The following is a 23,527-nucleotide window of genomic DNA, read 5'->3' as shown; positions in this document are numbered from 1 at the left end:
TTCAAATATAAATCGAGCCGTGGCTATAATGTCTCATCTCTACGAGGTCGGCCGGTAAAGGCTGTGTGTTCCAGTGGCGATGAATGGCAAGGGCGGCTCCTATAGCCGTAGCCTGCGCTACGGAGGCCGCATAGACCTCCATCTGCGGGAAAGCTGCTGCCAGCAGGTGCATGTATACCGTATTCCTGCTGAATCCACCATCCACGAAAATACGTTTTACCGGTGTACCATCTATTACCAGCGATGATGAGAACTGCTGTTGTTCCATGATGTCCATCAGTAAACGGTGATAGGCAATTTCATAGCTGGTAAAGTTGTTCAATGACCTTTCTGCAAAGCGGGAGGCCTGCAACAAACCCGTACCGGATACCGGCCGTTCCTGTTGGGGAGCTTCCGCAAGCAACCTGGCAAATATAGCGGGGTCGAAGGCTACTTGCTGGTAGTAATTTACCGGTGTCTGATAATATTCTGCCAGCCTTTTTACCTGCTGCTCGTGCTCATTGCCAGCAAAGAGCCTTGCGGCCTTTACAGGGCGGTTTTCATAGGTCAGGTAGCAAAGACAGTCGGACGCCAGTTCACTGGCCGTTAAAGGGCTGTTATTAAACGGATTGAGGGTAATACACCAGGTACCTGTAGAAATGAGCGCAAAAGGCTCCGAGAAACTGGCCAGGTATGGGATCAATGCGGCTGAGCTGTCGTGCAGTCCCACGCCGGCAATACAGTTGTACTCATCAATAGTTGCCGGTAGTACATCGTTGCCGGGAAAAACGGGAGGCAGTTTTTCTGCCAGTCCTTCCCGCAATACCCAGTCGTGGTAATATTGCCGGGTAAAGTCCCACAACATTGTATGACAGCCAATGCTGGTGATATCGGACAGGGGCTGGCCTGTTACCAGGAAGCTGATATACTGGGGCAAATGCAGGGCATATTTCACCTTGTTGAAGACAGCGGGCTGCAATTGTTTCAGCCGGTAGAACTGCAGGCCCGCATTCAGGCTGCCCAGCGCAGGAGAAGCGGTATCGCTACATAACCTTTCGGATCCGCCGGCGGCCTTGTGCAGGGCCTCCTCCATACCGGCAGGATAAGGTTTCAGATAGTTGTACAAGGGTGCCAGCACCTGTCCCTGTTCATCCAGGTAAACAAGGCTGGCGCCATAGGTACTAAAATTAAACGCTACAATGGTATACCCGGGCAATTGCAACAGCTCATGAATACTGTTCTTCACCCAGTTTGTAAGCAGTTCAATATTCTCACAGGCGTCCCCGTCTTCGTCCACTGTTTCATCGAAGCAGGCGCCTCTTTCCCATACGATCCGGTAGTGCTCGTCGATCAGGAATATCTTCTTGTTAGTTTTACCAATGTCGAGTATTGCAATACAGCGCATCCTGCGGAAATTAGAAATTATAATCCCGTTGCTACGGTTTTCAGGCCTCTTTCCTTTATGAGCTGCTCTCTTACCTTGAATTGCCTGTAAAAGGCAACCGGCTGTAAAACACCGCCTGCCTGCAGGCGCGCATGTGCTACCAGTGGGCGGACATCCGTACGATAAGCATATTGCAGTATTTCCTGTGCCGCTACGGCATCATTGTTCTGCTGCGCCGCCTGTAAAGCTTTGGTATCTACCAGCAGGGCCTGGGCATAAGCGATCATGATGGCCTCTACAGATTGCAGTAGATCTTCCAGGGGGTCTTTTACATTATGAGAAGCATCTATCATCCATCCCAGATCATTGGCATGATTCATCCCACGCGCGTCCATACCTTCCACCAGTTCATTAAAGATGAGGAACAACTGATAGGGATTGATACTGCCTACAGTAAGATCGTCATCGCCATATTTAGAATCATTGAAATGAAAGCCTGCCAGTTTGCCTTCCATTAAGAGCAATGCCACGATCTGTTCGATATTGGCGTTGGGCAGATGATGCCCCAGGTCCACCAGCGTATAAGCCTTTGGCCCCAGCTTATTTGCAAAAAGCAATGACTGTCCCCAGTCGCCTATTGTAGTAGAATAAAAATTAGGTTCATATGCCTTGTATTCGATGTACAGCTTCCAGGCATCGGGCAGGGTGGCGTATATTTCCTGCAGACTGTCCAGCGTACGCTTAAAGGCGCCCCGGAAGTTCAGCTGACCGGGAAAGCAGGAACCGTCTGCCAGCCATAGGCTCAGCGCATTGGAGCCCAGTTCCACTCCATATTTTATCACTTCAATATTGTGCTCAATAGCCAGTTTCCGGACGCCCTTATCGGTATGATGCAGGGAGCCGAACTTATAGCTCAGCGCCTGACCTGGCTGGTCCTGGAAGGTATTGGAATTAACGGCATCGAAACGGATGTCGTGCTGTGCCGCCAGGGCTTTGATGCTGGCGGCATTCTCAGGAATATCCCAGGGAATATGCAGCGAAATGGCGCCACTGCTCCTGTTCAATGCATGCAGGATGCCAATGTCAGAGATCTTTTCTTCCAGGTTACGGGGCTCTCCGCCACCGGAAAAACGGCCAAAGCGGGTGCCGCCAGTTCCTAAAGCCCAGCTGGGAATTGCCACCTGGAACTCCTGTAATTTCTGCAAAATATCATCTACCTGCGGCACTGTACCTGCTATATATTCAAAGCTGCGCTCGTGTACCTGCCGGTGAGCATCATTGAATTCAGCTATCTGAAATTTCTCAATATTCATAACGGGATGCGTTGGGTTGTTAGTAAATTAGGAAAAGTTTTTTGTTAGTGATACGCGTCTCAGCACATTATCAACACATGCCGGCCTGGCCGGGGCCAGGAGCATGTGTTGACTCAATGTAACTGGTATTTAACTGATGAAAGAATTTATCTTACAAAAACTGCGATGGCGCCACTATTAACTGCGGTAACACCACTATTAATGTCAATCATACTGCGACTGATGATTAATTACGCAAGCGCTTATCTCACAAAAGCGGCAGCAACGCCACCATCAACGTTGATCACGTTACCGGTCGATTTACTCAACAGGCCTCCTGTGATGGCGAAACATGCGTTGGCAATATCTTCCGGCAGTATCACCTGGTTCAGCAGGGTACGTTTTGCGTAATAAGCAGGTAATTCTTCTACCGTAACGCCATAGGCTTTGGCGCGGCCCGCAGCCCAGTCGCCTTCCCATATTTTGCTGTCAGCGATCACTGCATCCGGATTCACCACATTCACACGAATACCATCCTTACCCAGTTCTGCAGCATTCAGTCGGCTCAGGTGCAGTTGTGCGGCCTTGGCAGAACCGTAGCCCGCATTGTTCGGCCCACTCATCAGGGCATTCTTACTTACGATATTAATGACATCACCACCCAGATCCTGCTTGCGCATCACTTCCACGCCTTGCCGGGTAACCAGGAACTGACCTTTCACCAATACATCATACAAGAGGTCCCAGTCTTTTTCCGTGTGCGCTTCCAGTGGTTTGGAAATAGACAGGCCCGCGCAGTTGATCACCATGTCTACCCCGCCAAAAGCCAGGCTGGCCACATCGTATGCGGCTTTTATATCGTCGCTTTTCGTCACATCCAGTATCGCTGTAGTGAACACGTCCTGTCCATACTGTTTTGAGAATTCCTCCTTTGCAGATTGCAGTCGCCCGGCATCATTGTCATTGATCACCACGCATGCACCTTCATCGGCAAAACGTTTTGCAATAGCTTTACCGATGCCACCGGCACTGCCTGTGATCAGCGCAATGCGGCCGGATAACGCCTTTGGCTTTGGCATACGCTGTAGTTTCGCTTCTTCCAGCAGCCAGTATTCTATATCAAAAGCCTCCTGGCGGGGCAGAGCGGTATATTCAGAAATTGCCTCAGCGCCTTTCATGACGTTGATGGCGTTGGTATAAAACTCAGCCGCTACCCTTGCCGTCTGTTTATCTTTCGAGAAAGTGAACATACCAATACCGGGATACAGTATCACCACAGGATTGGGATCGCGTAAAGCAGGGCTGTTCGGATGACGGCAGGTATTGTAATAGTCAGTATACATCTGCCTGTAGGCGGCAAACAAAGGTTCCAGTTGCTGTTTCACTGCGGTAACATCGTCCAGGGCAGCCTGGGGCTCCAGCGGTAATACCAGGGGACTGATCTTCGTACGCAGAAAGTGGTCAGGACAACTGGTACCCAGCGGCGCCAGTCTGTCAAGGTCTTTGGAGTTAATGAACTCCAGCACGCGCGGATCATCTGTAAAATGACCCACCATCCGGGTGTGCGCAGAACACAATCCGCGCAGTACGGGCGCCAGTGCAGCCGCCTGCTTACGACGTACTTCAGGAGCCGGCGATGTGATACGTGCACCACCGAAAACCGGTCCTTTCTTTCCATAATGTTTTTCGAGATAGGCAGCACAACGCTCGATCACTTCGAGGGTGTTCACATAACTTTCGTAGGCGGTATCTCCCCAGGTGAATAGTCCGTGAGAGCCCAACATAATACCCCTGATACCCGGGTTGTCGCGCAGGCATTGTCTCAGTTGTAGACCAAGATCAAAACCGGGGCGCTGCCAGGGCACCCAGCCAATAGTGCCACCAAAGAGCTCTTTTGTTATACGCTCGCCATCTTTCGCAGCAGCAATAGCAATGGCAGCGTCAGGATGTAAATGGTCAATATGTTTGAATGGCAGGAAACCGTGCAGTGGCGTATCAATAGAAGGAGCTTTGGAACTAAGATCAAAAATGCAATGATTGAAAAGCTCCACCATCTCATCTTCCTGTTCAATACCCTTGTAGATATTCTCCAGGCTATGCAGCCGCTCAACATATAATGCCGCCAGACCGCTGCGTTTCAGGGTACCCAGGTCACCACCTGATCCTTTTACCCACATTACTTCCGTTTGTTTGCCCGTCAGCGGATCTTTCGCCATCACCTTACAGGATGTGTTGCCACCACCATAATTGGTGAGCCGGAGATCGGCGCCCAGCAGGTTAGAACGGTAGATCAGCAGTGCTACCTCATCACCTGCCAATGCAGCGGCTTTCTGCTCGTCCCAGAGATAACTTACATGTTTGAAATTTGTTAAGGAAGAAACCGACATATGTTCTTTTTTAAATTAGTTATAATGAATTACCGTAGCCGACCAGCATTACGGAAGCCATAATCGTTATTACACCGAGTATGATCGTTCCGAATGTCTTCCGGCTCACCCCTTTCCATTCCTTCAGGGTGATACCCCACAGGCTGGAGATCATGATAATAAATGCCATGTGCAGTATCCAGGAACTCGCGCCATTACCAAGCTTACTCTCGCCCATGCCATAAAAGAAGAACTGGAAGAACCAGGTGGTACCGGCCAGCGCGGCAAAGAAATAATTGCCCGCCAGGGGTGTTTCTTTATTGACATAATCACCGAAGGTTTTATTCCGTATATTCAGCAGCAAACACCACAGCAGGTTAGTAGTGAGCCCACCCCAGAGTAATACGACGAATATCACGTTGTTCTGGAATAAGGGATTACTGCCCTGCTCCACAGCAATAGCCGCCATGGGCTTTCCCGCCTCAATACCAAAATTGAAACAGGCGCTCAGGATGCCGGATACCGTTGCAACTATCAATCCTTTTTTAAGGTCGAATTCCTGTATACTTTGTTTTTTCTGGTCTTCGGACAATTCTCTTTCCTTCATCACGCCCGCAGCACCACAAATAGCGATACCCAGCAGGCAGACAACAACGCCGCCCAGCACTAACAATCCGCCGGGACTTTTTAGCATAGCTGAAAAAGTGTGTGTCGTATCGGAAGTGAACAGATCCCTGTAGATAGGAGGAATAAGGGAGCCGAAGGCGGATGTATATCCCAGCGCCACTGACATTCCCAGGGACATGCCCAGGTAGCGCATAGCAAGCCCGAAAGTAAGGCCGCCGATCCCCCACAACACGCCCATAAAATAGGTCCAGAAGATAGTAGTACCATCCGTTTTACTGATGATGCTCAGGAAATCGGGCACGGTAATCCAGGCTGCGAGGAAGGGAACTATTAACCAGGAGAAAAAGCCGCCCACTATCCAATAACTTTCCCAGGCCCAGTTCTTTACTTTTTTGAAAGGGATATAAAAACTACCGGAAGCAAAACCTCCTATGAAATGAAAAAAGACACCTAAAATAGCTTGCATAATTGTGGAATTGTGTGTTTAATCGTGGAACCTTTCAAATTTAAATAAAGGCAGTGGGGCAACTGTCCTACACATTCCTATTGGGGCTAAAATAAGGAAAGGCTGACCTCACATGAGCGCCAGCCTTATTCTCTCTGCATAAATATCTTAATATCAGTACATTACTTTCACATCGGCAACGATATAATCTGTTGTTATTGCCTTTACCTTAATGATGCCCGTCTTGGCGAAACCATTGCGGAAGAATATCAGCAGTGGCATGTCTGACGAAGCAAAGCTTTCACCGTCTGTAACAACGGTTAACTTTTTAAGAGTAGAGGCGTGCATGATAGTATCGAAAGAATTAACATTGAAAGTATCTGCAGGCACCAGGTTACGCACCAGGGTGGTCAGGGTACCGGGTATCTTCAGATCAAAACTTTGATCGTTAGGACTAGTAAAGAACATAGAGAAGGCGCCGAAGTTATTGAAGGCCACATCTATATACCTGCCCAGCGTATCAGGAATATTGCTATCCAGGTACACATTTCCTTTAAAAGAAGAGAAAACGCGACCATAGCTCTCACTTGCCGGTGTTAAAGAAAACTTCAGATCTGTAAATGTAACGACGCTATCTGTCTTGTTGTTTCCGGATCCGGATCCAGATCCAGGTGTTCCAGTGGTATCAACAGGGTTATTCGTTCCGCCGCTAATACCTGCCTCTTTGGAGCAGGCAATATAGGTCAGCGCTATGACTGCTGTCAGCAGGAAGTATTTTCTCATAGGATAGGATCAGTTATTTCAGACAAAAATATAAAAAAATATAATCAAGTGTATACCGTATGATAACTGTAATCGTAATACCCGGTTTTTCTACAGTTCCCACGAAAGCAGCATCTGAAGCCCTTCTGCCAGACAACACATCACAGTAAGATGTCAATCAGCAGTTTATGAGAATGTTAAGGCACTGGTGTATCTCTTTGCTTCGAAGGAGCATACTTTCCGGGAAAGTAATTTATCATGATACCCCCTTGTACGGCAATGGGCTGCTGAAACGATCTATGAGATGTTGCGCGGCTCCAGCTGGAAGATCTCAGCCAGCAATTCATAGGAGCGGAAACGGTCTTCCACATGTTCTGCCATGGTAGCGGCTACAATCTCATCTACGTCGTAGTCGTCCGCCAGCTTCAACATACGCTGTTTCACCTGATCCGGGGTACCGGCAATCATACGTCCCCGGTTAGCCATTACGCGTTGCCATTCCATGTCTGAGTATTCATAATCCCGCACTTCTTCGTAGGAAGGAAATTCATCGAACCTGCCTTTCTCGAAACTCAGCAGGCGGTAGTCCATCATGGCCTGGAGTTCATCCGCTTTTTCCTGCGTGTCTGCACAGAAAACAAAGATCCCTACACTGGCGGCAGGTTCCTGCAGGAAGCGGGAGGGCCTGAATTTCTCACGGTAGGTCTTTATGGCCTGCGGACCACCTACCGCGTAAATAAAATGTGCAAAAGATAAGGCCCAGCCCTGCCGAGCCGCCAACAGGCCGCTTTCGCCGCTGGAAGTCAGCATCCATAGCTCAGGGGCAGTATCTATCTTAGGTATAGCCATTACTTTCTCATGGATGGTACCAGCCTCGCGGGAATCGGAAAGATATCCTTCGAGGTCGTTCACCTGCTGTACGAAGTCTCCAGGTTCAAAAGTATTGGAAGGGTTCAACACATGGGCCGTGAGCCGGTCTCCTCCGGGCGCGCGGCCTATACCCAGGTCAATACGCCCCGGATAAAGTGCCTCCAGCAGGCGGAAGTTCTCTGCCACTTTGAGGGTGCTGTGGTTAGGCAACATCACGCCGCCTGATCCCAGGCGTATATGTTTAGTGGCAGCTGCCAGCCGCGCGATCAATATTTCTGGTGATGCTCCTGCTAGTGAGCGGGTATTGTGGTGTTCTGAAAGCCAATATCGGGTGAAACCGAGGCGGTCGGCAAGCTGTGCCAGCTTAATGCTTTCCTGTAGCGCCTCTACGGCATTGCTGCCTCTACGGATAGGGGACTGATCTAGTACGCTGATTCTTAATTTCCTGTCGGCCATGAATAATCCTTTTTAGAATGTTCGTTCCAAAATTACAAAAGAATTACGAAACTATCAGTATCTGGCCTTTTTTCTTACTCAATTGTCTTTATGAAGGCAGCTTTCAGCCATCTTATTCCATCGTCTTCCGGTAATGCGCCTGTACGGCCCTGATCTCTGCCCAGCTTACACTTTCTCCTAACCTGGCTTTTACAGGTGCGGAAGCGGTAGCCCCCAGCTCTTTCACCACCGGCAATATGAGGGCGATTTTCTTTTCATCCATGAAACGGTTCAGCTGCAATTCATCGTTCGCCACACAATCAGCCAGGTGGCTTTCGATAGTACTCATTGCCAGTCCCCGTTCCACCGCAATCTCCTGCAGTGTTTTTCCAGCGAGGAACAGTTCCAGGGTTCCCCTTCGGCTATCGCCCGCCTCCCGGGTCTTCTTCGCAGCCTTTTCCTTCACCTTCTCCTTCTCCTCTGCCGGAGGCCGGCGCAGCGTTTCGTAATCTGGCAGTCCGGTATTGAATTTTACATTGCCATAACTGGCATCTGCAAAGAGCTGGAGCCGGCTCCAGAGAAAATGTTCCAGGCCTGAAAGCTGCAGTACATATTTTTTTATCTTGGGAATATCCTTTACAATATCTCTTTCCCGGCGTACCGGCTGTATAAAGGATTCATACATCTCATTGGTAAAATAGGCCACGGCCTTGCCGACGCGTTCACTCAAAAGAGCAGTATTACCTGTCTGCAATACTTCTTTCAGCAAAGGATCCAGTTGTTGTCTGAACTTCAATCCTACTTCATGCAGCTGGGCTGCCCGCTGCTGCAGGTTCCTGCTCAGGGTTACGGCGCTTTCCATGCCAACCATTTTTTTATCGCGTAACCAGGCGGCGTGCAATTGTAACTCCGCCAGGATCTTCTCAGCGCTGAACAGTTTTAACAGCTGTTCCGCCCAGAAAACCATCTTCTCTCCTTCCAGCAGCATTTCCAGTTCTTCCTCTTTATGAAAACGGGAAGAGAAGGCCAGCACCTGTTCGTCCGTACGGATAGCGCCGGGGTGAATGCGCGAATGCAATACCAGGCCTTCCAGGGAAGTGCAACGACTTAAAGCCACATATACCTGCCCGGGCGCAAATGCATTCCCTGCATCGATAATGGCCTTTTCAAAAGTAAGGCCCTGGCTCTTATGTATCGTAATAGCCCATGCGAGGCGGATAGGATACTGTGTGAAACTGCCTATTTCTTCCTCATCCACCATTCCTTCCGTTTTATTCCAGGAATAACGGATATTTCGCCATGTCTCTTTCTCCAGGACCAGTGTTTCCCCGCTGTTGGCCAATGTGACCACGATCTTATCGTCTGGCAGGATCTCCTTGACAGTCGCCAGTTTTCCATTGAAGTAACGACGAGGTTCCGCCACATCGTTTTTGATGAACATTACCTGTGCGCCTGGCTTGATACGGAGGTCCATATCTGTGGGCAGGGCTTTGTCACTGAAGTCGCCCTTGATCTCTCCGGTGAAGGTATGAATACTGCCGGGCATGGCTGCCAGGCGTGCATTGTTGATCTCATCTGCCCTGCGGTTGTGGGTGGTGAGTACGATATACTGGTCTCCCTCACCGGTAAAATGCGGCAGGTAGCGTTGATTCAGGGTATCGAGATCATCCCAGTCCAGCGTACTGTTACGCACACCATTCAGCAGGTTGATGAAGGCGGCTTCATTCTGCCGGTAGATCTTATTCAATTCGATGAACAGGGGTGGCGCCTGTTGCATCACTCTTGCATGAAAGAAGAATACGCTTTCATAACAGTCTTTCAGCAGTCGCCATTGTTCATCCGGCATTACCGGTGGCAATTGGAAAAGATCGCCTATGTACAATACCTGTACACCTCCGAAGGGCAATAAAGGCTGGTTACGGAAATGCCGGAGGATCGCGTCTATCGCATCCAGTGTATCTGCGCGTACCATACTCACCTCGTCAATGATCAGCAGTTCCATCTCACGCAGCAGTTCTTTTTTGTCGTGATTGAAACGGATATTGCGGAACAAGGCATGTGCGTCTGTTACACCATTGTCTACACCGAAAAGATGCGCTCCTGTTGGTATGTAGGGACCAAAGGGCAACTGAAAGAAAGAGTGCATGGTCACCCCTCCCGCATTAATAGCAGCAACACCTGTAGGCGCCACTACAACAGTATTCTTGGCAGTATGTTGTCTTATATATTTCAGGAAAGTGGTTTTTCCTGTACCGGCTTTACCGGTCAGGAAGATATGGCGGTTGGTATGATTGATATAGTCTGCCGCCAGATGGAACATCCTGTTATTACTATCTGGTTGTGACATCCGAAAAAAAGTAAGATTAAAAAATGCAAGGCGCCGAAATTAGATAAAAATCAGCACTATTTACTGATCGTCACACTCCATTCGGGTCCGCTTTTCACATGATGAGCGGTGGAGAAGTCGCCCATATTCACGGCAAATGACAGGTTGAGCAGGCTATTCAGGTAAGCCAGTTCTTTTCCTTCGGGAACAGCGGCAAATGTGTTCGCAAATGGTATAGCGCCATTGTACACCAGTTCATTCCCCTTGTAAATGCGCACTTTCAATAAATCTCCCGGCTGTATATGCAGCTTACTGAAGGTCTGCTGATCGATATTCGTCCAGATATTGCCATACTGCACATCCAGTACCGGAATGTTGCCCTTTACGGTATCATTGGCAAATACCGGTAACTGGAAAGCGATGCTTACCACGGAATCAGCCAGTTTCGGACCTACCTGGGGAAATGTGATCCTGCCGGCGGCCAGTTTACCAGCTGTATAAGCGTAGACATCTCTGCCATGGAAAGTATAGGATGCGCCGGAATTCTTCCTGCGGTTCACTGCTTCATCGATCTGTCTGATCTCTGCAATACCCAGTTGCCGGGCTACCAGCGTGAGCGTGCCATTGTCGGGCGTTACAAAATAATGACCCGTTTTTGTTTTCAATACTACAGATCTCCTGTCGGAACCTACACCGGGATCCACTACAGATACAAATACGGTACCTGCCGGCCAGTAAGGAGCAGTTTGCTGCAGGCGGTAAGCGGCCTCCCAGATGTTATATGCAGGTATTTCATGCGTCAGATCGAACATCGGTATATTGGGAGAGAGGCTGTATACTACGCCTTTCATTTCAGCTACGGCTCCGTCTTTCAATCCGAAGTCCGTCTGGAAGACCAATGCATGCCGCTTCTGTGCAAAGGCAGAGAAGCAGATAAAGATCAAACAATGGAAAAGGAATGTATGTTTCATCTACGCAAATTAGCAAATTCTTCCGCAATATTTGTTGAGTATGCCTGTTCAAATTTGTATGGTATTTGGTACAATGTTCCAGGAGCATGCTTTATTCTTTAACCACCAATACTCAAAGGACATGAACGGTTATCATTTTTACAAGGATTGTATCGACAGTTGCCTGCGCTGCGCCGCTATTTGTAATCATTGTGCATCTGCCTGCACTGAGGAGAAAGATGTGGCCATGATGGCGCAATGTATCAGGCTGGACATGGAATGTGCGGCCACCTGTTATGCGGCGGCACAGCTAATGAGCCTGGGAAGCACCTATGCAGTGCAACTATGTTCTGTTTGTGCCGATATCTGTGATGCCTGTGCCGCAGAATGTGGTAAACACAGTAACGAACACTGCCGGGAATGTGCGGAGGCCTGTAAACAATGTGCTGACGCCTGCAGAAAAATGCTGATCTCTTAATGAACATACTTCCTGAAATGAAGGGATCTGCCCAATCCTGAACATGTTACTCATATCGCAAGGCTTCAATAGGATCCAGCCGGGAAGCTTTCTGTGCAGGATAATATCCGAAGAAAACACCTGTCAGTGCGCATACCATGAAAGACAATACGATGGAAGACTCTGATACTAATGTCGGCCAGTTCAGGAAATAGGTGATCAGCTTTGCGGATGTAATTCCTAAAACTACGCCTATCAGTCCGCCCGTAATACTGATCATAATTGCTTCTATCAGGAACTGCATCAGTATATCGATACCCCGCGCACCGATAGACATACGCAATCCAATTTCCCGTGTGCGTTCTGTAACAGATACGTACATGATGTTCATGATGCCGATGCCGCCGATAATAAGAGAGATACCGGCAATGGCGGTGAGCAGTATGGTGAGCAGATTACTGGTAGAGCTCAGTGTATTGATCAGTTCAGCCATTGTTCTTACCTGGAAGTCATTTTCATCGGCATCTCTCAACCTGTGGGTTTTCCGCAGAATGGTCTCAACCTCTTTCGTGGCTGCATCTGTAGCAGCTTCGCTCACTGCGGAAACATAGAGTGTACGAAAATAAATAGTGGCCAGAATGCGCTTCTGTACGGTAGTGTAGGGCGCCAGGATCACATCGTCCTGGTCCTGCCCGAAAGAGCTCTGTCCTTTGGCGGCCAGCACCCCGATAACCTGGAAAGGAATATTATTAAAACGGATGATCTTTCCAACGGGGTTCTCGCCATTTGGAAAGAGGTTACTGACCACCGTCTGCCCCAGGAGGCAAACCTTGGCAGAAGCCCTTACATCTTCGTCTGTAAAAGCAAGGCCATCCTGGAGGGTCCATTTACGGATATCCAGGTAGGCAGGGCTCACGCCCTGTATACTGGTAGGCCAGTTGAATGCGCCGTTGATAGATTGTCCGGAAGAAGTGGCTGCCGGTGAAATAGCACTGATATTAAGTGCCTGTTTCTGTATTGCCTTTACATCTTCGATAGTCAGGGTCTGTACGCTGGTTCCTTCCAGCCTGGCGCCGCCTGTTACATTACTGGCAGGCAGAATAGTGATCATGTTGGATCCCATGCTGGAAAGCTGCGACTGGATACTTTCTTTGGAGCCCTGTCCGATAGCCACCATGGCAATCACCGCGGCTACCCCGATAATGATACCCAGCATGGTGAGAAAAGCCCTCAGTTTATTCCGCTGCAAGGCCTTCAACGCGATCCTTATAAGGTTCAGAATATTCATAATCAATAGTCATCTGCCGGCGGCAATGCCGCCAACGCTTCTTTTGCTGAACGTATATTTTCATTGACAGTATCCTTTACCACCTTTCCGTCGCGCAACATGACCGTACGGCTGCTGAAAGCAGCTATGTCCGGCTCGTGGGTAACGAACACGATCGTTTTCCCCTGTTCTCTATTCAATTCCTGCATCAGCGCCATGATCTCGTAGGAAGTACGTGTGTCCAGGTTACCGGTCGCTTCATCTGCCAGTATCATTACCGGTTCATTCACGAGGGCGCGGGCAATTGCCACACGTTGCTGCTGCCCGCCAGATAACTGACTGGGAGTATGATCCAGTCTTTCGCCCAGCTTCACGGCCTCCAGGGAGCGTATTGCTTTCTCCCGGCGTTGCTCATGACTGATGTCCATATTGTACAGTAATGGCAGCTCCACATTTTCCAGCGCTGAGGTACGGGGCAGAAGATTGTAAGCCTGGAACACGAAACCGATCTTACGGTTGCGTAAACGTGCCAGTTCATTACGCGACAGCTGACCTATGTTGACCCCATCCAGGCTATAATTGCCGTCCGTCGGTTTATCCAGGCAACCCAATATATTCAGCAGGGTGGTTTTACCGGAGCCACTGCTGCCCATAATTGTGATAAATTCACCAGCATAGACATCAAAGGAAACGCCTTTTAAGGCACGCACTGTCTCCGTGCCCATATGGAACTCCCGTTTGATGTTCTGTATTTCGAGGATCTTTTTGCTCATCTTCTTCTTCTTTGCGGCATGAAAGGACTGGCCTGTCCGCCACTACCAGCAGTCTTCTTATCAGTTATTTCCTGCATACCTGTTATTACATCTTCATCCGGAGACAGCCCGGATAATACTTCTGCCCGGGTATTGTCGTTCAGCCCGATCTCCACTTTCTTCTGCAGCAGGGTATCTCCCCTTTTTACCCAAACATAGTTCAAGGCCTCAGCGACCTTACCCTTGCCGGGGCTCATAGGCCTGGTGGTATCCCTGCTGCCGCCGGTAACAGGCATTGCTCTTTTATGCCGTTCCGCAGCCGGTGGCGCTATGGCGATAAGCGTATATTTCTTCGACAGTGCAGAATCGGGTTTGAACATCAGTGCTTTTGCGGGAATGAGCATAGCATGGTCCCTTTCAGCAGTATAAATGGTTACAGTAGCGGTCATACCCGGTTTGAGCTTCATATCCTCATTAGATGCGCTGATCATCGTGGTATATGTCACCACATTGGCAGATACCAATGGCTTCAAACGGATCTCCTGTACCTTTCCCGCAAATTCCTGATCGAGGTAGGCGTCTACTGTAAAGGATACCCGCTGACTGTCCCGCACATTTCCAATATCTGCTTCATCCACGCTTGCCTGTACCTGCATTTTGGTAATATCTTTCGCCAGCACAAAGAATGTCGGGGTATTAAAGCTGGCCGCCACTGTTTGTCCCACACTCACATTCCTGTTCAGTACCACACCATCGATCGGAGAATAGATATCGGCGAAAAAGAGGTTCCTTTGCGCTGTTTTCAATGAGGCGCTGGCACTCTCAACGCTGGCAGCAGCCGCCTTATAGAGATAATTCGCATTATCGTAGTCCGCCCTGCTGATGGCCCCCACCTTATAAAGCTGTTCCTGCCGTTTGAACTGGGCTTCCTGGTAGACCTGCTGGCTTTGCGCATTTGCCAGCAGCCCTTTGTTACGGTCTACCTCTGCCTGCAGCAATACCTTATCCAGCTCGGCCAGCAATTGCCCCTTTCTTACTTTTGAATTGAAATCAGCGTAAATGTATTTCAGTATTCCGGAAACCTGTGTACCCACCGCCACGGTATCCACAGGTTGTACTGTACCCGTGGCAGTTACGCTGGTAGAGATATGCCCGTAAACGGGCTTCTGTGTGCTGATCACCACAGGATTCTCTTTCCTGCGGAAAAAGAAGTACCAGACTGCTACCAGTGCCAGTAGCACCAATACTGTAATTACAATCTTCCTGTTCATCCCTTGTTATTTTATGCTATAATTTAACAGGTACTCCCCTGTAGAAATCATATATCCTGACGTATAAAGCCGCGCTGTATTTAGCCTGGATGTATGACTGCATGGACTGTATATAGAGGTTCTTTTGCTGTAATACTTCGACCGTATTAGCTGCGCCGATCTTTAACTGTTCATTTGCAATACGGTAACTTTCCTGCGTATAACGCAGCTGTTCGACAGCCGCGTCATACTGCCCCTGCGCATTCAGCACATTTATATATGCCCGTTCTATTTCCTGTGACAGATTGATGCGGGTATTCTGCAAAGTCAGTTCCGCCTGTTCCACACCGATCTTCGCCTTTTCTTCATTGACGCGGTTTGCCCTGCGGCTGAAGATGGGAACAGAAAGGGTCAACCCTACCTGTTGATAGAAATTGTTATCCATCTGCTTCAGAAAGGTATTGTAATCGCCCTGCGCATAACTGGTACCTATGCCTGCACCCGCGCTAAGCGCAGGCAGGTAGCCGGCCCTTGCCTTCCTCACGTCCAGTTCTGCCACCTGTACTCCCAATTCACTGCTTTTCACTTCGGGCCGGATGGCCAGCGCCGTTTTCTGTGCTTCCAGCAATGGAGTGAGCAGCGCATACCCCATTAAAGTGTCCGGCTCCACAATTTCGAAAGGCGTTTCTGTGGGTAGCTGTAGCAGTTGTTTCAGCACCAGCACATTCTGCCGGTGGGTATTCTGTGCCGTTACCAGTGTATATTTATCGTTGGCCAGCTGCGCCTGTAATTGTATAAGGTCTTTCAACGCTACCGAGCCCACATTGTAAAATTGCTGCTGCTGCTGTACCTGGGCTTCAGAAGTAGCCACTACGTCTTTTACATATACAATATTCTCTTTCGCCAGCAGGATGTTCAGGTATGCCTGGGTGATCTGAAGTGTGATGTCATTTTCTGCTGCTGCCAGGTCCAGGCCTGCTACCTTCACCAGCAGGTCTTTTTGCAGAATATCGTTTCTCAGGTATCCTCCATTATATAGTGTTACAGCGGAATTAAGAGAAGTGTTCCCGGAGAACCTCAGGCGTGACCGGAAGTTGCCGTTTGCGGTGTCTATTTCTTTGGCATGTGTTAAGGAGGGCGACACGTTGGCGGAAAGATCAGGCAGAACCGCCGATCTCGATAACAGCAGATCCTGTTCACTGCTAAGACGACTCAGGCGGTAGCTGTTGAGCGTAATATTATTAGCCTTTGCGTAATCCAGGCAGGCCTGCAGGTCCCACTTTGGGGGCAATTGCCCGGGTAAAGCGGTACTATCCTGCGCATGTAAAGGATGTACCCTCAACATGATTATCAAAAAGAGAACCCGATAAATATATCTGTTGACCATATACTTGCTTTTCTGGTAACCCGGTCTCTGTATAAAGCCTAAAAAGTATGCCATGGCAGGCATAGCAGGATTAAAGATGCCTTAAAATCCACCGATGGCAATTTCTGCCCGATGAGCAGGCCTATATAAAAGCAGAAGCATTATAAATAATCGGAATAAAACAAACTTCCCGGGAGTTACAAACTATCACATAAGAGAAGAAAGCTGCCTGAAATTATCTGTGTTATTGGAATTAACTGCTTTTCATCGGAATTAACCAAGTGCTGTAGTATTACCAGCCTTCTTATGCCTTCTCCCTTTTTACATCCGCCGGATCTATCAGCGGCAATATCACTTTCCCTATCAGGTCGTTTCTGCCCTTTTCAGACAACAGTCCTCTTGTGCTATTATAAGAGATATCAACCAGAAAATCCTCCAGCTCTTTATCTACTTCAACATCGGATGGCTTCTTTCCTATCCTGACCTTTTTCCATTCATTCACTGCTGAAAACACCGAGACTGTTTCAATATAACCCACCGGGGTCATATGCGAACTTCCCGAATTTTGTACATATACCTCTACCTTCATCACGACTGCAATTTTTTTCTCTTTGGCGTTGACCCTTACGGACGCCAGCAGTTTCATCTCTCCGTTATATGTGTTCTTTTCTTCCAGCGGGTTATAAGCCTTATATTCCCTGATGTCTAGGGTTTCAATATTGATGTTGAATCTGGGCATATCCGATGATTACTAATTTCTGTTCAAAGTAAGGGGTAATGTTGCCTTCCTGTCTTTTGTTTTCTCATATAAAGGCCCCTGTTGCGCTGCATCAGATGCGCCAACAGCGGGCTTCAACGGCGCTATCTCAATTACTGTCGCATCAGAGGTGGCAAGGCGTCCATTGGCTTGCCTTACTACCCGGCCTTTGGGCACCTGAATCAATTTTGTTCCCAGGGCCAGGTTTATCTTGGCGATGGTCTCAAAAGTAAAATTGTGTGTACCCCGCATCCATTTGCTGATCTCGGACTCTGACTTGCCAAGGGCCTGTGCCAGCTCTTTATGGCTCATTCCTTTCTTTTCAAGGATGGCATGGATACGGTCTGCGACCTCAAGACTCATGGCGGCCCTTTCCAGGCCATGTGCCGGTAATGCGTTTAACGCGTCTTCGAAAATCTTACTCATAACAATCTCCTATTTTAAAATGTAAATTTCCTTCCAGTTGCCTGTTGAATATTCTAAGCTCTCCTTCCACAATCCTTTGCGTAATATGCCTGCTTAATGCATTCATCAATTCAAAATGAAACAGGCAATCCTTACTTTGCTGCACCTTCTGGCTTGTTTTAACACAGCCATTCCCTAATATTACAATACCTGTATTGACCCTGCTGCAATAAAGTCTCACAACGCCGGACCTGTATGGCGGAGGCAATGCCTCTGCAGCTCTTTCATGCCTGAAATAGTGTTCTTCTGCACCTGTGCATGTTCCCATCTGTTTTATAACAAACATGATATTTTCATAATCATCTTTATAGGCCGGGACATTGAATTTGGTTACAAACTTTTCCATTTCACAAAGATCATCTCCCTCAATATGGAATGAATAATATGTGATCTTATTCATACGTATCATCCGTTTTAACTTACCACTATAGCACTTCACTTTTAAGTTAAGTTCAAAGTTAACAAATAACGTTTGGTTTAATCAAAAAAACCAACATTTTTTTTTCTTAACTCTTCAAAGGCATAAGGTTATGACATATAAAGCTCCGCTTTACTTTCGTAAAGGAGACTTCATTCAAATATCATCAGAAGCAACAACCAGAAATGGTTCAAAAGGGGAGTTCTAAGATTAACAACAATAATCTCCATACCAAATTACACATTTTTTCTATTTCCCAAATTTTATTTCTTCTTCCAACAAAAAAACGCATGCAAAAAATGCATGCGTTTCCGTTAGCAAAAAACATTCGCCTACTTGTAGGATATTGTAATGACGTTTAAAGAGTTTGCCGCTACCTGAACATCCACATTATTCTTAACCGGTTTTAGCGGCTGCGCTACCGGTTTTACAACTGATGGATTATCCAGTGTATTGAAATCACTTTTATTTTTCGCCGTCAGCACCTGCTGTACAGCCCCTTCTTTCGTAGTGACCGCTCCATCCAGCGCCAGCTTATAATTCAGCGTTTTGCCGGAAGCGTTTACTATCTTCAGCAGTACTTTATGCGTTTGCTGGTCGATCGTTGCACTGGCATAAACACTATCCTGCCCTGTCACGGCCAGATCATTCAAGGTAACAGGAATGGTATGTGTGCCCTTGTTATTGGCGAAAAGCTGCTGTACATAGTAATTGGGGGTGCCTACCGAACGCAGATTGTCAAACCATATCAGGTCCGGACGCCATTGCCAGGCCTCCACATGGGCCAGCAGTGGTGCATAAGAACACATTTGCACGAGGTCCGCATTCCTTTCCAGCCCGGTCATAAAAGCCGCTTCTGCCAGCGCGCTTTCCCATGTATTGCGTGTCTCTCCTTTTTCACTGTCATTTTCCTTTGCCACTCTTATATGAGCCGCATATTCACCGGCAAAGATCTTGGGTCCGCTCCTGTCATATTTATCATAGCGGGTGGTATTTTTCAGGAACCACTCAGGCGGCATATAATAGTGTTCATCTACAAGATCTGCTTTAGAGGTCCGTAACTTTGACCACAGGTATTCAAATTGCTTCCCGCTGGAGAATGGCCCCACGCTGGATACCAGTTTAATTTCCGGGTGTTTTGTTTTCAGTTCCTGTTCAAAACGCTGATACCGGGCTATATACTGACTGTCCCATTGTTCATTCCCTACGCCGATCATCTGGAGATTAAAAGGCTTAGGATGCCCCATTTCGGCCCTTAATTGCCCCCACCTGGTATCCGTACCTCCATTGGCAAATTCAATCAGATCCAGCGCATCCTGGATATATACAGCAACATCTTCATCGGCGGCCACCTCACCTGTATTAAACTGGCAGGCCATGCCACAATTAAGGATAGGCAATGGCGCTGCGCCTATATCTTCTGAAAGCAGGAAATATTCATAAAAGCCCAGGCCATAACTCTGGAAGTAATCGCCCGGTGCGCGGTGGGCAAATTCGGTATTCCAACGATTGACGATCAGTGTACGGTCTTCCACTTTCCCTACTGTTCTTTTCCATTGATAGCGGTTAGCCAGATCACGTCCTTCCACGATACATCCGCCGGGGAAACGTACAAACCCGGGATGCAGATCTGCCAGCTTCTGAACCAGGTCGTTCCTTAATCCACCGGGACGCTGTTTCCAGGTATCCCCCGGAAATAATGAGACCATATCAATATCCAGGCTGCCGTTACCGGAAAACTGCAATTCCAACCCACCTTTTGCAACTGTCCGTGATGCGGTCACCGAAGCCGTATACTTTTTCCATTCCTTCCCCGTCGATGGAACAGCAACCTCTCCCAGGGACGCTCCCTTCTCGTCGAGCAACACAAGTTTTATCAGCGGGTTACCTGCAGTATTTCCTGCCCAGAAAGAAAAGTCGTAGCGCAGGTCCTTTTTGAACCCCATTCCCCTGAATCCCTCATTAAACAAGCCATATGTACTATCGCCGGCCTGCACTGTTACATGTGCATACCGCGGATTCGCAGCGCGTTCATTGCCCCGGTTGACGATCAGTACACTGCCTGCATCCGCCTTTCTGGTTTCTTTCCAGCCCATCAATGGGTCGGAGAATTCAAAGGAACGGTTTTTCACCAGTTCCGCGTAGATTCCGCCATCCGCAGAGAAATTAATGTCTTCGAAAAAGATCCCCCACATAGTAGGCTGTACGGGTGCCAGTGGTTTGTTCACTTTCAAGGTAATTGTCTGCGCAGATGATATGCCTCCTGTCAGCGACAGCAATCCTGCCGCAATAAGTTTAACTATTGTTCTCATAAAGGGAATTGACACAACAATATACGCCCAAAAATCAATATCCAAAACATCTACAGACACTTTTTGTGTTAAAGTGACATTTAATATAAATCACCGGGAAGCGCGCAAATTTCAGGTTGCCCAACGCTCATCTGAAAATACTACGACGCTCATAAGATTTTTAAACTGGTAGTATTAATATACGCAGCATCATTTTGGCACGCTGAAGAACGTGCGCATACCTTATTCTTCACATGATGGATTAAAAATGGGAAAGCGTGTACCCGGAATTGTTACCTGTGATCTACAGGTTGCTATCTCTTTCTCCTTACTTTTATCAGTAAGGCTTAACCTTCCGGTCAAAACTACTCAAAAAAGAAAAAGTTCACAATACAATGAAAACCAGTAAATTAAAAAGATTTAAAATCACTTTAACATTTCGTTAGAGTATTCTCGCAAGATTTTGGTTGAATTGTATGACAACCATCTTTTATTGAGATCTTTTATTTTTTAACCAGTTAAAATTGAAAAACCATGAAAAAGCAATTATTGAGATTTGGCCTCATGGCTGGCCTGGGAGCATTCGCACTGACGCAGACTAACGCAGTAAATGCAATGACAACTAAAGCGGACACCGCTAATTTTGTATTGGACACTGCAAGTTTCGTCAGAGATACGGCAAACTTTGCACCAGACACTGCTAACTTCGCAATGGATACAGCCAACTTCGCATTGGACACGGCTAATTTCAAAGCAGACACCGCCAATTTCTCACTGGACACAGCTGCTTTTACAAGAGACACTGCTAATTTCAAATTTGACACAGCATCCTTTGTAAGAGACACAGCTGCCTTCGGCAAGGACACTGCCAGCTTTAGCTATGCAAAAGACACTGCATTCTTTAAAGACACAGCTAATTTTGCTTTCAAAGCAGATACTGTAGCTTTTAAATCTGCAGACACTGCTGCTATTAAAGCTGATACTGCCGCTATGAAGGACACAGCCAGCTTCGTAGCGAAACTGGATACTGCCACCGCAGTAGCTGACACTGCCGCTGCAAAACGCGACACAGCAGTAATCAAGAAAGATACTGCTGCCAAAACTCCAGCTGACACTTCCGCAGCAAGGAAGTCAAAAGCGGTGAAAGTGAACAAAAAGTAATTACAGGTCTAACATTAAAAAGGCCGTCTCAGTACATGAGGCGGTCTTTTTTATGTTATATACCAATCAGCTCCTGGTCACCTGACAAAACAAAAAAGCCGTCCCAGATTGCTGAGACGGCTTATATAATAAATAAGAATAATCAACTAGAAGTTGTAACCAGCTTTCAGACCGAAGAAACCACGGTTATCGTTCTTAAACCACACCTCATATTTTGCTTCTACATCCAGTCCAAGGAAACGAATTCCCAGACCAGGAGCGAAAATAGCAGCAGTACCTTTATAATTGTCACCATCCCCGCCTACAAAAGTGGCTGTACCACCTTCAGCTTTCACGTACAACAGAGGGAAGCCGAATTTGTACTTCAGACCAACTCTTACCGGTAAAGCTTTCAGGGACTCGGCCTTCGCAGTGAGTTCAGTCCCCCCCCCACTGAGGTAGGTATAGCTTTTACCCGGAAAATACATGAAACCTGCGGAACCGGTTACGCCAAATCCTGCAATCAGCTTAATGTCGGCATTCAAGCCACCTCCAAAACCGGTGTTGTGAGTGTCCTTAAAGTCCCCTACCGGGGTACCGGCTTCAACATATGGACCGATGCTGAATCCTTTCAACTGAGCTTTGGCCGTATTGCCAAACATGCAGGTAGCGGCAATGAACAGGCCGGCGGTGTACAAGGTCTTTAACATAGAGGATATTTTAAAATTTCCACAAATGTAAGTAATTCACATTAAATCAAACAACTGGAATAAAGGGGTTATTGGGGACGAACCTTATAAACGGAATCCACATGGATACTATCAGCTGGCGCCGTCTTTTGGGTATCAGTTTTAGTGGGCGTACCGACTTTGCTCCCTCCTGTCTCTGCAGGTGGAGCCGCGTTGGACACCCCTGTAGGATATCCCATCTTCGCCATTTCTTTACGGGTCTTTTTGTCGAAAAGATATTGAGGTTTCTTCTCCCCGCGCAAACCTTCCTCGAAACGGTACTCTGCCCCTCCCCTGGGAGCAGGGTCATAACCACGATCAAAACCCTGGTTGGTTTTGCAGCTGCTTAGGGTCAATATACCTGCCAGCATAATATAACCTGATACAATGCTGGCAGGCTGATAAAATTCTTTCCAGGTGAAGTTTAACATATGCCTGGGTTTACTGTCCGGTTTAATAACGTGGTTGTAAAGCAATTATTATACCGCTCATCCATCAGAAAGTACTGGCGATGAAATAGCTATAAATAAAACGGGCTGGTCATAGCCAGCCCGGTAAGCACTAAAATTATGAGACATGTATCAACGTCATACTTTGTCAAGCGGTTTCCGGTTATTCTCCTTCAATTGTCTGTAACCTGTCGGCGTAAGCCCTGTAACTTTCTTAAACTGCTGCGACAGGTGCTGTACACTGCTATAGCCAAGACTGTCAGCTATTTCGCTAAGGTTCATCTCATCATACTGCAACAGTTCTTTCACGCGCTCAATACGTTGCAGGATAACATATTTTTCAATGGTAAGTCCTTCTGTAGAAGAAAACAGTGTAGAAAGATAGTGATAATCCACCTGCAAAGCCTCCTGTAAATAAACAGACAACTTGGTATTGAGTGTTTCATGCTCGTTGCCATGGATCAGGCGGATAACAGTTGTTTTTAGTTTTTCCACCAATGTGGTCTTCTTGTCGTCCAGCAACTCAAAGCCAAGGGCATGTAATTGCTTTCCGAGCGCCTCCAGTTTTTCAGGAGCAGGCACTTTCTCCATTTCAACATCTCCCAGGTCTATTTTTGCGTACGGGATATCCAGTTTTTCCAGTTCCTGCTGCACCACGAGGATACAGCGGTTACAAACCATATTTTTTATAAACAGATGCATTGATCGGAATTGAAGTGGCGAAGTTACGCGATAAAATGAACTTATTTAT

The 23,527-nt window shown here is 47.6% G+C and carries 21 protein-coding genes; 2 read left to right on the top strand and 19 right to left on the bottom strand.

The genetic code is table 11. The features are described 5' to 3' along the window. Position 1 precedes the first annotated feature (1 nt). The 8 genes from MYF79_RS15365 to MYF79_RS15330 all read right to left on the bottom strand — a co-directional run bounded on the left by MYF79_RS15365 (position 2) and on the right by MYF79_RS15330 (position 11,457). Entirely contained in the window at positions 2–1,384 is a 1,383-nt protein-coding gene (locus tag MYF79_RS15365; RefSeq protein ID WP_247814850.1) for an FGGY-family carbohydrate kinase, read from the bottom strand. Between the two features lie 17 nt (positions 1,385–1,401). Next, the gene (locus tag MYF79_RS15360) at positions 1,402–2,676 is read right to left on the bottom strand and encodes a sugar isomerase (protein WP_247814849.1); all 1,275 of its coding nucleotides are present in this window, start codon (positions 2,674–2,676) and stop codon (positions 1,402–1,404) included. Positions 2,677–2,918: 242 nt separating this feature from the next. Further along, on the bottom strand, positions 2,919–5,042 hold the full coding sequence (locus MYF79_RS15355) for a bifunctional aldolase/short-chain dehydrogenase (RefSeq protein ID WP_247814848.1): 2,124 nt from the start codon (positions 5,040–5,042) through the stop codon (positions 2,919–2,921). 19 nt (positions 5,043–5,061) lie between these two features. After that, complete coding sequence (gene rhaT / locus MYF79_RS15350; RefSeq protein ID WP_247814847.1) at positions 5,062–6,114, bottom strand: L-rhamnose/proton symporter RhaT; 1,053 nt, start codon at positions 6,112–6,114, stop codon at positions 5,062–5,064. Between the two features lie 153 nt (positions 6,115–6,267). Beyond that, positions 6,268–6,876, bottom strand: coding sequence for a hypothetical protein (locus MYF79_RS15345; RefSeq protein WP_247814846.1), 609 nt, complete (start codon positions 6,874–6,876; stop codon positions 6,268–6,270). Between the two features lie 276 nt (positions 6,877–7,152). After that, positions 7,153–8,181: an LLM class flavin-dependent oxidoreductase gene (locus MYF79_RS15340; protein WP_247814845.1), complete on the bottom strand. Its 1,029-nt coding sequence runs from the start codon at positions 8,179–8,181 to the stop codon at positions 7,153–7,155. Positions 8,182–8,293: 112 nt separating this feature from the next. Continuing rightward, complete coding sequence (locus tag MYF79_RS15335) at positions 8,294–10,507, bottom strand: helix-turn-helix domain-containing protein (RefSeq protein ID WP_247814844.1); 2,214 nt, start codon at positions 10,505–10,507, stop codon at positions 8,294–8,296. A 56-nt stretch (positions 10,508–10,563) separates the two neighbouring features. Continuing rightward, positions 10,564–11,457 (bottom strand): S-adenosyl-l-methionine hydroxide adenosyltransferase family protein, encoded by an 894-nt coding sequence (locus MYF79_RS15330; RefSeq protein ID WP_247814843.1) that lies wholly within the window; start codon positions 11,455–11,457, stop codon positions 10,564–10,566. A gap of 40 nt (positions 11,458–11,497) precedes the next feature. Between MYF79_RS15330 and MYF79_RS15325 the strand changes: the two genes are divergently transcribed. Continuing rightward, positions 11,498–11,914, top strand: a complete 417-nt coding sequence (locus MYF79_RS15325; protein ID WP_262922394.1) for a four-helix bundle copper-binding protein — start codon at positions 11,498–11,500, stop codon at positions 11,912–11,914. Between the two features lie 46 nt (positions 11,915–11,960). Here the strand turns inward: MYF79_RS15325 and MYF79_RS15320 are convergent, their stop codons facing one another. The 8 genes from MYF79_RS15320 to MYF79_RS15285 form a co-directional block, all read right to left on the bottom strand. Further along, on the bottom strand, positions 11,961–13,181 hold the full coding sequence (locus MYF79_RS15320) for an ABC transporter permease (protein WP_247814842.1): 1,221 nt from the start codon (positions 13,179–13,181) through the stop codon (positions 11,961–11,963). 2 nt (positions 13,182–13,183) lie between these two features. After that, positions 13,184–13,933 (bottom strand): ABC transporter ATP-binding protein, encoded by a 750-nt coding sequence (locus tag MYF79_RS15315; RefSeq protein WP_317233114.1) that lies wholly within the window; start codon positions 13,931–13,933, stop codon positions 13,184–13,186. Next, entirely contained in the window at positions 13,930–15,183 is a 1,254-nt protein-coding gene (locus tag MYF79_RS15310) for an efflux RND transporter periplasmic adaptor subunit (RefSeq protein ID WP_247814841.1), read from the bottom strand. Before MYF79_RS15310 ends, MYF79_RS15315 begins: the two co-directional genes overlap by 4 nt. A 16-nt stretch (positions 15,184–15,199) precedes the next feature. Continuing rightward, complete coding sequence (locus tag MYF79_RS15305) at positions 15,200–16,507, bottom strand: TolC family protein (protein ID WP_247814840.1); 1,308 nt, start codon at positions 16,505–16,507, stop codon at positions 15,200–15,202. A gap of 325 nt (positions 16,508–16,832) precedes the next feature. Next, positions 16,833–17,267 carry a hypothetical protein gene (locus tag MYF79_RS15300; RefSeq protein ID WP_247814839.1) on the bottom strand — a complete coding sequence of 145 codons (435 nt, stop codon included), beginning with the start codon at positions 17,265–17,267 and terminating at the stop codon, positions 16,833–16,835. A gap of 12 nt (positions 17,268–17,279) precedes the next feature. Further along, positions 17,280–17,711, bottom strand: a complete 432-nt coding sequence (locus tag MYF79_RS15295; protein ID WP_247814838.1) for a multiprotein-bridging factor 1 family protein — start codon at positions 17,709–17,711, stop codon at positions 17,280–17,282. Continuing rightward, complete coding sequence (locus MYF79_RS15290) at positions 17,704–18,150, bottom strand: hypothetical protein (RefSeq protein WP_247814837.1); 447 nt, start codon at positions 18,148–18,150, stop codon at positions 17,704–17,706. The genes MYF79_RS15295 and MYF79_RS15290 overlap by 8 nt, the downstream gene beginning before the upstream one ends. Positions 18,151–18,500: 350 nt before the next feature. Beyond that, entirely contained in the window at positions 18,501–20,480 is a 1,980-nt protein-coding gene (locus MYF79_RS15285; protein ID WP_247814836.1) for an alpha-L-arabinofuranosidase C-terminal domain-containing protein, read from the bottom strand. 513 nt (positions 20,481–20,993) lie between these two features. Between MYF79_RS15285 and MYF79_RS15280 the strand changes: the two genes are divergently transcribed. After that, positions 20,994–21,620, top strand: a complete 627-nt coding sequence (locus tag MYF79_RS15280) for a hypothetical protein (RefSeq protein ID WP_247814835.1) — start codon at positions 20,994–20,996, stop codon at positions 21,618–21,620. A 146-nt stretch (positions 21,621–21,766) separates the two neighbouring features. Here MYF79_RS15280 and MYF79_RS15275 read toward each other — a convergent pair whose 3' ends face one another. The 3 genes from MYF79_RS15275 to MYF79_RS15265 all read right to left on the bottom strand — a co-directional run bounded on the left by MYF79_RS15275 (position 21,767) and on the right by MYF79_RS15265 (position 23,478). Then, complete coding sequence (locus MYF79_RS15275; protein ID WP_247814834.1) at positions 21,767–22,309, bottom strand: hypothetical protein; 543 nt, start codon at positions 22,307–22,309, stop codon at positions 21,767–21,769. Positions 22,310–22,377: 68 nt separating this feature from the next. After that, positions 22,378–22,758, bottom strand: a complete 381-nt coding sequence (locus MYF79_RS15270) for a hypothetical protein (RefSeq protein WP_247814833.1) — start codon at positions 22,756–22,758, stop codon at positions 22,378–22,380. Positions 22,759–22,914: 156 nt separating this feature from the next. Beyond that, on the bottom strand, positions 22,915–23,478 hold the full coding sequence (locus MYF79_RS15265) for a helix-turn-helix domain-containing protein (RefSeq protein WP_247814832.1): 564 nt from the start codon (positions 23,476–23,478) through the stop codon (positions 22,915–22,917). Positions 23,479–23,527 lie beyond the last annotated feature (49 nt).

It is taken from the genome of Chitinophaga filiformis (assembly GCF_023100805.1).
Lineage (GTDB): Bacteria > Bacteroidota > Bacteroidia > Chitinophagales > Chitinophagaceae > Chitinophaga > Chitinophaga filiformis_B.
This window is presented reverse-complemented; position numbering and strand designations above follow the sequence as displayed.

Coding starts and splice junctions, on each gene's coding strand:
- MYF79_RS15265 (WP_247814832.1), bottom strand. CDS start 23,478: ATGCATCTGTTTATAAAAAATATGGTTTGTAACCGCTGTATCCTCGTG.
- MYF79_RS15335 (WP_247814844.1), bottom strand. CDS start 10,507: ATGTCACAACCAGATAGTAATAACAGGATGTTCCATCTGGCGGCAGAC.
- MYF79_RS15345 (WP_247814846.1), bottom strand. CDS start 6,876: ATGAGAAAATACTTCCTGCTGACAGCAGTCATAGCGCTGACCTATATT.
- MYF79_RS15275 (WP_247814834.1), bottom strand. CDS start 22,309: ATGTTAAAGACCTTGTACACCGCCGGCCTGTTCATTGCCGCTACCTGC.
- MYF79_RS15360 (WP_247814849.1), bottom strand. CDS start 2,676: ATGAATATTGAGAAATTTCAGATAGCTGAATTCAATGATGCTCACCGG.
- rhaT (WP_247814847.1), bottom strand. CDS start 6,114: ATGCAAGCTATTTTAGGTGTCTTTTTTCATTTCATAGGAGGTTTTGCT.
- MYF79_RS15310 (WP_247814841.1), bottom strand. CDS start 15,183: ATGAACAGGAAGATTGTAATTACAGTATTGGTGCTACTGGCACTGGTA.
- MYF79_RS15305 (WP_247814840.1), bottom strand. CDS start 16,507: ATGTTGAGGGTACATCCTTTACATGCGCAGGATAGTACCGCTTTACCC.
- MYF79_RS15320 (WP_247814842.1), bottom strand. CDS start 13,181: ATGAATATTCTGAACCTTATAAGGATCGCGTTGAAGGCCTTGCAGCGG.
- MYF79_RS15270 (WP_247814833.1), bottom strand. CDS start 22,758: ATGTTAAACTTCACCTGGAAAGAATTTTATCAGCCTGCCAGCATTGTA.
- MYF79_RS15295 (WP_247814838.1), bottom strand. CDS start 17,711: ATGAGTAAGATTTTCGAAGACGCGTTAAACGCATTACCGGCACATGGC.
- MYF79_RS15290 (WP_247814837.1), bottom strand. CDS start 18,150: ATGAATAAGATCACATATTATTCATTCCATATTGAGGGAGATGATCTT.
- MYF79_RS15355 (WP_247814848.1), bottom strand. CDS start 5,042: ATGTCGGTTTCTTCCTTAACAAATTTCAAACATGTAAGTTATCTCTGG.
- MYF79_RS15340 (WP_247814845.1), bottom strand. CDS start 8,181: ATGGCCGACAGGAAATTAAGAATCAGCGTACTAGATCAGTCCCCTATC.
- MYF79_RS15285 (WP_247814836.1), bottom strand. CDS start 20,480: ATGAGAACAATAGTTAAACTTATTGCGGCAGGATTGCTGTCGCTGACA.
- MYF79_RS15325 (WP_262922394.1), top strand. CDS start 11,498: ATGCCTGTTCAAATTTGTATGGTATTTGGTACAATGTTCCAGGAGCAT.
- MYF79_RS15315 (WP_317233114.1), bottom strand. CDS start 13,933: ATGAGCAAAAAGATCCTCGAAATACAGAACATCAAACGGGAGTTCCAT.
- MYF79_RS15330 (WP_247814843.1), bottom strand. CDS start 11,457: ATGAAACATACATTCCTTTTCCATTGTTTGATCTTTATCTGCTTCTCT.
- MYF79_RS15365 (WP_247814850.1), bottom strand. CDS start 1,384: ATGCGCTGTATTGCAATACTCGACATTGGTAAAACTAACAAGAAGATA.
- MYF79_RS15280 (WP_247814835.1), top strand. CDS start 20,994: ATGAAAAAGCAATTATTGAGATTTGGCCTCATGGCTGGCCTGGGAGCA.
- MYF79_RS15300 (WP_247814839.1), bottom strand. CDS start 17,267: ATGCCCAGATTCAACATCAATATTGAAACCCTAGACATCAGGGAATAT.